This is a genomic window from Pseudomonas edaphica (assembly GCF_005863185.1).
Classification (GTDB): domain Bacteria; phylum Pseudomonadota; class Gammaproteobacteria; order Pseudomonadales; family Pseudomonadaceae; genus Aquipseudomonas; species Aquipseudomonas edaphica.
The window spans coordinates 1-8,434 of record NZ_VBVZ01000256.1; the positions used below are offsets into that span (position 1 = coordinate 1).

An 8,434-nucleotide genomic window follows, 5' to 3' on the forward strand; every position below is an offset into this window, starting at 1 on the left:
GTTCCAATCCTGGTCGGACGTCGCTAATATCTCATTCCGTGAATCTAAAAGCGGAGGCGACGGACATATATCCTTGGGTAACTACAGCAATGATCTGCAGCATGGCGGTGCCCGGTCGGCTTTCGCGTTCTACCCAAACAACAGTGGAAACAGTGACGCATTATTTTATACCAATAAAAGTTACCAAGAAAACTTAACGCCCGCGAACGGGAATTACGGCCGTCAAACTTTAACCCATGAAATTGGTCACACGCTTGGCCTGCAACACCCAGGCGCGTACGATGCCAGCGTGGGACGGCCGTCCTATTCGGATGCGAAATATGCCGAAGATACACACGGCTACTCCGTGATGAGTTACTGGAACGAGAGCAACACCCATCAAAACTTCAGTAAAGGCGGGGGCGAAGCCTATGCAGCCGGCCCGCTGATCGACGACATCGCTGCGATCCAGAAGCTCTACGGCGCCAACTACGCCACCCGCGCCGGCGACACCACCTACGGGTTCAACTCCAATACCGGGCGGGATTTCTACAGTGCCGCCTCCAATACCGACAAGCTGGTGTTCTCGGTATGGGACGGTGGCGGCAACGACACCCTGGACTTCTCCGGCTTCACCCAGAACCAGAAGATCAACCTCACTGAAGGCGCGTTCTCCGACGTCGGCGGCCTGGTGGGTAACGTGTCCATCGCCAAGGGCGTTACCCTCGAGAACGCTTTTGGTGGCGCAGGCAACGACCTGATTATTGGCAACAACACAGCCAACATCATCAAAGGCGGTGCCGGCGACGACATCATCTACGGCGGTGGCGGTGCGGACCAACTATGGGGCGGCGCCGGCAACGACACGTTTGTGTATGGTGCCAGTTCCGACTCCAGGCCAGGGGCTGCAGACACGATCTTCGACTTCACCTCGGGCTCCGACAAGATCGACTTGTCGGGCATTACCAAAGGTGCAGGCTTGAGCTTCGTCAATGCATTCACCGGGCATACCGGCGATGCGGTGCTGAGCTATGCCTCGGGTACTAACCTGGGCACCTTGGCGGTGGACTTCTCCGGGCACGGCGTGGCAGATTTCCTCGTCACCACCGTTGGCCAGGCGGCCATCAGCGACATCGTGGCGTGATGTAAAGCGCGGCGCTCCGGCGCTGCGTTCTGAGGAGCCAGAAGTGGATTCTGGCCTTTAGACTAATTGTCGTAGAAGTACCACATTACCGCTATCACAGTGGCAACCCATCCGAGGGTAAGCAAAAATGATAGACCTGCGAGCCGCTTATCCATTGTGCCCTATCAAAAACCGGATGACCGCAATACGAACGCATCCAATCAGAGTAGTTGAGTGTTCTCAGTGTGCAATATCACGTGCCTGATGATCAGTCCTTGGTCGCCAGCGTCAGTGATTACCATAGCTCAATGAGGGCTACCATCAGGAACCTTTTCCATAATCTGGAATCAGTGCTGCTTGCTTTTACATCAATCAATTAGCGAGCGCCCAGCATGATTTTGAGAAACACCTTACTGTACATTGCGCTTGTCGCCGCTGGCTTCCTTGCCGGGTATGCAGCGAAACCCACCCGCGAACTTCAAGTAACAGCCGGCCAACTCATAGAGTGCGGCCGGGTAATCATGCCTACTCTTGGTATGTAAGTGTGATCTCTGTGTCAGAAAACTTGTCATTGGCTTGTGGGCCCATCCAGCATGGATGGAGTTCCAGTAACGCCGACACCCATTCGGCAGTCGAGAGTCTTAAATCTGCATTGCAAGGAGCGCGATATGCCAGTGGTAGCTGTGCTGAATGATGAGTCAGACCAAGGTGAGATTTTAGGCGCGCTGAAGGCCTATGGTCTGGTGTTGGCTAACTACTACACCCGCCCCGGCGCATCGGATCTGACTAAGGAATTAAGAGCCGCGCTGGGCAATAGATCTGCTGAGCATCAGCTGATTTGCCATAATCTACCGCTGGCTATAGAAGGCGACCCCTCGTGGACAAGCGTGCTTGTACTGCCGCCCCGGCATCACTTTCAATACCGTGAAACGATGGCCTTGGCGGCTCGAGCGCTCAGCGCTGCCGATGAAAGTAACGAGAAGGGAATGTTCTTGTATCACGAGCCGTAGACGCCAAAAGTGGACTGGCGATGACATTCATGGATAACAGATAACGCATGACAGCATGGCGAAATCAGAGCTTCTGGAGCAAGGTCGGGGTCATTGCCTGGCTGACGTTCCTCATGGTCATTCCTGGCGCTTGCGACGCAGGCTGGATGGGCGCAGGCTCGTCCAATCGCAAGCGAGTCTTCAGCCCTGGCTTCGTTGCGCTGTGCGTTTTCGTGGCTGTGGTTGAGCTGATAGCGCTGAACCACTTCTATGGTGTGCGAGGATGAGGTGAAGGCGGTACGCTTATATCTTGTTACAACCATTTGCCCGCAGGCACCACCCGCAAAGAACTTCAAACTTTTGTCCTAGTCCTAATGCCAGGCGTGCTTTAAACCGTGAGCGCCTGCTGACAACCCATAGAGGTTCACAAAATGAAAATGACACTGCCCGCCCTATTTCTGGGCGTCCTCATTTCGCAAGGAGCGATGGCTGCCGGAGATGGCACAGCCGCCCTTGGAGGCGGCGTTGGTGGTGCACTTGGCAACATCGTAGGTCAACAGCTCGGCGGCTCAACGGGCGCGGCGGTAGGCGCAGGCGTAGGTGGTGCTGCCGGCAGTGCTGTCGGTGCTCAAAAAGGCAATAGAGCGGAAGCTGCATTAGGTGGAGGAATTGGCGGCGCGGGTGGCTCATTGATTGGTAATCGCCTCGGCGGTACAACCGGCTCGACTATCGGTGCAGGTCTCGGCGGCGCGGCGGGTGGCGCGCTGGGAAACAACCTGGCGGACGATGAGAGCAATCATCGATCCGATGGCAGAAAGCACAAAGGCAACAACAAGCATAAACACAAGAACAAGCATCGTTAGGTTCTGACGCTGTTAGATCGAAGCCCGGCCCAGCGCCGGGCTTCTTGTTTCTGGCAGGCGCCCCGCTCTGCTATCGTGGCCCGCTCTGATCGCAGTGGAAGCATCGAAGCATGAATTCATGGAAGACTCTGGCAATCGCCTTACTGGCATCGGTCAGCACACAGGCCGTATCAGGTGACAACGTCAACCCTGTCGCTGCAGGAATATTTATCACCATTTCCTTGCCAACCATTTTAATTGGGGCAACCACATCCCTCACCACCGAGCCGCCAAAGATATTCAAGTCAGCCAAGACTGACGCACTGGCGTTCATAGGTTCGGACGGCGAGATTCGCGGAGCACAGTTTGAGCAAGCCTGCCGACACTATCGATTGAGTTACAGATCACCGCTCATGTCCGATATGCAACTGGCCAAGGCGATCGCGGCGTCCTACTGAGCGCATCCTTTCACATCCCTTTCACACTCGGGCGCTTAGGGTTACCCCAGCTCCTAGAGAACATCCCTTTAAGCCCGCTAATCCCCATCGCGGGCTTTTCTTTGTCTGCGATTTGGAGAGCCGAGACGTGCCCTCGACGTCTTACCCGACGACCGCTATACACGCCCACCTTCAAAATGACACGATAACGCCTTGCCTTCGTAAGCAGGAATACAGGATGTTCAGTCACGTAACCGTTGGGACAAACGATCTTGATAAGGCGTCTAGCTTCTATGACGCGGTGCTGATCCCTTTGGGGCTCTGTCGTCGGCCTGTAACCCCTGATGGCGGGCCACCTTCGGCATGCTGGATCAAGCCAGATAACGCTCTCCCTCGCTTCTATGTGTACAGCCCTTATGACCGCAATGAGGCCGAAGCAGGGAATGGCAGCATGGTGGCTTTCACTGCACCCTCTCCAAATGCGGTAGATAGCGCCTATGCAGCCGGGCTTCTTGCAGGTGGATCTGATGAGGGTGAACCTGGCCAACGCCCTCACTATGGTGACGGTTACTACGGTGCGTACCTGCGTGATCCAGATGGCAACAAGGTGCACATCGCTCATCGTGGCGATTTGCATGTGGCGGGATAGGCGCCGCTCACGGCATTGGCTTGAAGCCCGCCATTGCGCGGGCTGAATGTGCTGAATTGACTGTGTGACCAGGTGCTATCTACCGACTTTCCGAGCGCTAATCAGCAACTGGCATCTACCCGCCATCTGCGGGAGGGATACAGCCACATCAGACAACACGCGGTACATCTCATGCTCGTCCGCAAACGGGTAAACCTCGAGGTTGAGAGCGATCTGAATCTTGCGCAGATCTGTGCCTTCGACGAGCCAGCACTCAGCGGTGCGAGTCATCGTTGATCCGTTGTCATCCGTCTGCCAGGCGAGAAAGTCGAATAGCCTGGCGACCTGCCGAAAGGATATCGAGTCAGGGATATCGGCCAATAGCCGATCTGCCAGGTTTTCCTCCCCAAACTGAACCACTACTGCATGGGCAGCGCTGAAGGCTTCAGCGTATTCGGGTTCGCTGCTTTCTGCGGCGATCACGTTTAGTGCCCCCGCATGAAGTGGGCCATTTGCTCGTACTCTTCAAAGCCAAATGCACTTCCGTACCCGGCCGTTTGCCAGTAAGGCGGGTTCATGTAGTGGAAAGTGTGCGGTAGGTCGTACTTCTCGGCACACTTTAGCCAAGGCAGATTTTCGACGTATGTGCCGGGAAGACGCTGCAAGGCTTGGGATAGGTTTTCCTCGATTCGCAGCAGGTTGATTGGCCGTCCGGTGGTGGCGTCTGGCCCGTGGCCTTAGCGCCGAATGGATGGTGCTGGAGGTAGAAAAACCTCGCTGCCCTCTGGATGTCCGTCAGCGCTTCGGGCACCGCCATCTTCTGCCATTCGAAAATCTGCCGAGAGCTTAGCGCCCATTTGAACTGGCGCACAAACCCCTCGAGGTGGTGCTGAACAACGCGGTACAGGTTTACCAGGTCGCTGTTGATGTCGTTCAGTACTCGACCTTTACGGGCTCCTCGCGCTTGAAGTAAAGCGCCGCGCAGTCGGCGAACACTTCAACGTAGCACTCGTGCTCAGGAAAAATGCCAATAGGCGTTTCGAATGGCGACGTTTACCGCCCATCCATGGAACGATTGGGTTTGTCATTTTTGCAATCCTTTGCGAGGTTAGAGTTAATTGAGGCGATGCGATTTCTTCGGTCACGAATGTAGGTCGGGGGGCAACGACCCTGATCCACGCCTTGCAGGCACGCAGCGCTATCAGTCCTTAGCTCCATCGCCGGTGATGGCGAGAATTCGTTGAGCATGCGCTGGGGCAAGTTGGGCTCGCCCGGCTCCATTAACTACGGGGCTACGGGATGTGCCGAGGATTTTATTTTCTAGGAAGAACACCCATCATAAGGCATTATTGAATCGACATGGATAGCAACATTGAAAAGGATAGCAACATTGAAAAGCTCGCCTCACAAAATCAACGGAGAGATAGAGGTCCTACGTGGACTTTCTGTGACTCTAGTTATGTGCGCACACATACCTGTATTCTTCCCCTGGCTGTCGGCTTACTGGTGGCCTGTTTTTCAACATGCCCACTTCTGGTTTGGAGTTGATATCTTTTTTGCTATATCTGGGTTCGTAGTTACGTCCTCACTGCTACGTCAGATAGAAACAAACAAAGAAGATTCAAAAATAAAAACAATTGCCTCATTTGCCATTAGACGTTTCTTTCGACTAATACCGCTGTCATGGGCAGCATTGATATTCGTTTTCATCCTGTCATTAACCTGGAATAGCACTGGGATATTTGGCACGACCCTAGGCATTTTGGGAGATGCCGTATCAGTTGTTTTTTATTCAGCAAACTGGCACGCATACCAATGTGTAAAAGAGGTAACCCCTCTTTGCGGAATAAATGCTCACTACTGGTCTCTGTCACTAGAAGAGCAGTTCTATATTATTCTCCCACTGACAATGCTTTTCTTAAGGAAATACTTGCTACTGGTCTGCCTGGTATTGATCGCCATTCAATTCCCGATGGAAAGGGAAATATTTTCCGCCCTCTGGATAACTCGCATAGATCCCATTTTGTGGGGCGTCGCAATCGCTCTAATAAAAAACACAGACCTCTATAAACAAATAAAGCCAACAGTAATGAGTGATGCAAAATCACGCTGGGCGCTTATAGTAACTTTGCTAGTCTCTATGAGCGTTCTCGCTGGAGGCAAGGTTATTAGCTTCTCAGTAGGTCTCCTAGGTATCAGCTCTGGCCTGTTGGTGCTTATCGCATCATACAATGAGGGTCTATTGTTTGCCGGCTTGGCGAAAAATAGAGTTTTGCTTTGGCTTGGTAGTCGCTCCTATGCCTTATACCTCCTACATAGCGTTGCGTTTTTCATCGTCATAGAAGCATGCAGCCGCCTCGCTGGCTCAAGGGCATTGATAGAGACCGCCGGATACACACTAGCTCTAGCAGTTGGTGGAACTCTTACGACAGTAGTCCTTGTCGAAGTTGCACATAGATTCATTGAGGTTGCATTCAGAAGGCTTGGAAACAAACCTTCAAAGCCAGCCATCGAGCAGGAAAGCGCCACATCAGCAGCGACTTAAAGCCATTGGAACAGAATAAAATAATTACTGAGAAATTAGAAAGCCCGCCAAGTGCGGGCTTTCTAATTGACCAAGTTCAAATCAAAAAACCGGGTCTACTCAACGAAATTGAACACGCGATCCGCGGCATCCCCGCCGACCGAACACAATCCCGACCGACACACATACATCACGAACTTCTGCAACACCCTCAAGGCTGCTTGATCAGCAATGATCCCGGCGCGGATGTCGAAAACAGTTTGTCCAGCAACTGGAGCGAGCTCAACGGTTCCTGCATTGCCCAGGCTGGTGGTGCCGGCGGAACTGGACACGTTGCCGCTATCGGCACGACAACTGCCCGCGATGCGCAGCCGGCGAGCAGAATCGTCAGCAGCACGGCGCAGCCTTTCATTTTCAGCGAGATCATTCATTCTTTCCTTTGTCGACTTGGCATCAAGGTCGGCACGGGCTTGCTCGGCGGCCTGTTGCCTCTCCAGCGCCTGGCGGGTTTGAGTGTTGGCGGCATTGCTGATGGTAGCCAGGTCGGCCTGATGGGCCATATCCAGGTCACTCAGCTGCTTTCCGTAGCGCCAGGCGTCCACCTTCCATGTGGAAAAACAGACAATGGTCATAGTCACCTGCAACACGCCAAGCTTCTGCACCGGCGTCACGCCAGCACCTTCAGCGTCATGTCATACAGCGCCTGGCGATCGGCTTGGCCGGTGAGCCCGCCTGTGGCGCCGAGTGATATTCGCGAGATCTTTCTGGTCTGCCAGGGTGTTCACCCCCCGCGTCGACCAGAACCACGCGGCAGACATCGCTGCATGCTGTGGCAATTCCAGCGGTGCAGGGTTGCTGATGAGGTCCAGGCCCAGCGCCTCGCCGCAGACGGCATAGTTCGCACGGCCAGTGATCTGGATCAGGCCACGACCACGGTACTTGAAGCCATCCCCATTTACCGTATTGACCGCGCCCTTCGTAACCAGCTTGCTGCGGTGTGGGGCCCCACAGCTCTTTGAGCCAGCGGAACTGACGTGATTCATGCCCGACTTGGGCGATGAAGGCTGCGATGCGCAGCCGCGTGACGACTCCGTACTTGGCCATGGCCGCATTCAGCACAGGAACAAAAACGCCGGCTTGTCGGCCGGCGTTAGGAAGGATCTGCAGCAACTGCTGCTCGGTGACCGGCATGCTTTTATCCAGGCGAAAAAAAACCGCTACAAGCGGTGGGGTGTCCAAAAGGTGTGGATCGGCTGGCCGACATGTCAGCAAGTAGATACAATCACCAAATTAAAAATCTACTGGTCTTAAAATGCTCGGAATACTTAGATTCTGCCTAGCCTCCTTAGTCATTATCGCGCACCTAGGGGATGGAATACACTTTGTTGAGCACTGGGGAATATTTGCTGTTTTTGGATTTTATCTAATCTCCGGATACCTGATAACTATAATCCTGAACACCACTTACTCATTTAATTTTTCATCATTCGCAACAAACCGTTTCCTACGACTATTCCCCATTTACTACGCGGTAGTGGTCATTACACTAATCGCGATGGCGATCATCCCAAACCCAAGTCAGTATCATAACGCATGGGCCTTCGCAGGAAGGCCGATAGACGTGATTGGCAATATTTTGATTTTCCCCTTTGAGTTTTATGACTCAAGCTTCAGGATGGTCCCGCCAAGCTGGTCGGTAGCGGTAGAGCTTGTAAATTATTTTATGCTATGGCTTTTCGTAGCAAGAAGTAAAAACTTGGCTATTGCTACGCTGCTCCTATCCGCGGCCTACCATATTTCTACGTTCGCGCTGGACATGGACTGGACAAGAAGGTACTTCCCATTCTACGCCGCGCTCCTGCCCTTCTCTCTTGGCGCGTGCATTTACTTTCTGAAAGATTATGCAAAGTTA

General features: G+C 53.5%; 11 protein-coding genes and 2 pseudogenes. 9 read left to right on the plus strand and 4 right to left on the minus strand.

What is annotated here, in order from left to right; all coding sequences use genetic code 11:
- The 6 genes from FEM54_RS17525 to FEM54_RS17550 form a co-directional block, all read left to right on the plus strand.
- Window positions 1-1,123, plus strand: a 1,123-nt coding sequence (locus FEM54_RS17525) for a serralysin family metalloprotease (RefSeq protein WP_138452154.1), incomplete at its 5' end; no start/stop codon positions are given.
- A 647-nt stretch (window positions 1,124-1,770) separates the two neighbouring features.
- A complete protein-coding gene (locus FEM54_RS17530) occupies window positions 1,771-2,112 on the plus strand; it encodes a hypothetical protein (protein WP_099547928.1) in 342 nt (113 codons plus the stop codon).
- Between the two features lie 47 nt (window positions 2,113-2,159).
- Window positions 2,160-2,378, plus strand: a complete 219-nt coding sequence (locus FEM54_RS34675) for a hypothetical protein (RefSeq protein WP_138452156.1) — start codon at window positions 2,160-2,162, stop codon at window positions 2,376-2,378.
- A 144-nt stretch (window positions 2,379-2,522) separates the two neighbouring features.
- Window positions 2,523-2,954, plus strand: coding sequence for a hypothetical protein (locus FEM54_RS17540; RefSeq protein WP_099547930.1), 432 nt, complete (start codon window positions 2,523-2,525; stop codon window positions 2,952-2,954).
- A 110-nt stretch (window positions 2,955-3,064) separates the two neighbouring features.
- Complete coding sequence (locus tag FEM54_RS17545; protein WP_138452158.1) at window positions 3,065-3,391, plus strand: DUF2388 domain-containing protein; 327 nt, start codon at window positions 3,065-3,067, stop codon at window positions 3,389-3,391.
- Window positions 3,392-3,608: 217 nt separating this feature from the next.
- Window positions 3,609-4,019 carry a VOC family protein gene (locus tag FEM54_RS17550; protein ID WP_099547932.1) on the plus strand — a complete coding sequence of 137 codons (411 nt, stop codon included), beginning with the start codon at window positions 3,609-3,611 and terminating at the stop codon, window positions 4,017-4,019.
- A gap of 75 nt (window positions 4,020-4,094) precedes the next feature.
- Here the strand turns inward: FEM54_RS17550 and FEM54_RS17555 are convergent, their stop codons facing one another.
- Complete coding sequence (locus tag FEM54_RS17555) at window positions 4,095-4,481, minus strand: hypothetical protein (protein ID WP_138452160.1); 387 nt, start codon at window positions 4,479-4,481, stop codon at window positions 4,095-4,097.
- A gap of 11 nt (window positions 4,482-4,492) precedes the next feature.
- Window positions 4,493-5,086: pseudogene (locus FEM54_RS17560) on the minus strand (DNA adenine methylase); the annotation flags it as partial.
- A 284-nt stretch (window positions 5,087-5,370) separates the two neighbouring features.
- Between FEM54_RS17560 and FEM54_RS17570 the strand changes: the two are divergent.
- Window positions 5,371-6,543 carry an acyltransferase family protein gene (locus tag FEM54_RS17570; RefSeq protein WP_138452162.1) on the plus strand — a complete coding sequence of 391 codons (1,173 nt, stop codon included), beginning with the start codon at window positions 5,371-5,373 and terminating at the stop codon, window positions 6,541-6,543.
- A gap of 95 nt (window positions 6,544-6,638) precedes the next feature.
- On the opposite strand, the gene FEM54_RS17575 is transcribed toward FEM54_RS17570, so the two are convergent.
- Window positions 6,639-7,193 (minus strand): lysis system i-spanin subunit Rz, encoded by a 555-nt coding sequence (locus FEM54_RS17575; protein WP_138452164.1) that lies wholly within the window; start codon window positions 7,191-7,193, stop codon window positions 6,639-6,641.
- Window positions 7,190-7,683, minus strand: a pseudogene (locus tag FEM54_RS17580) (glycoside hydrolase family 19 protein). The gene FEM54_RS17575 and the pseudogene FEM54_RS17580 overlap by 4 nt, the downstream one beginning before the upstream one ends.
- Between FEM54_RS17580 and FEM54_RS34685 the strand changes: the two are divergent.
- The gene (locus FEM54_RS34685) at window positions 7,564-7,833 is read left to right on the plus strand and encodes a hypothetical protein (RefSeq protein WP_240792765.1); all 270 of its coding nucleotides are present in this window, start codon (window positions 7,564-7,566) and stop codon (window positions 7,831-7,833) included. The pseudogene FEM54_RS17580 and the gene FEM54_RS34685 overlap by 120 nt on opposite strands.
- 1 nt (window position 7,834) lies before the next feature.
- A partial coding sequence (locus FEM54_RS17585) for an acyltransferase family protein (protein ID WP_138452167.1) occupies window positions 7,835-8,434 on the plus strand: 600 nt, incomplete at its 3' end.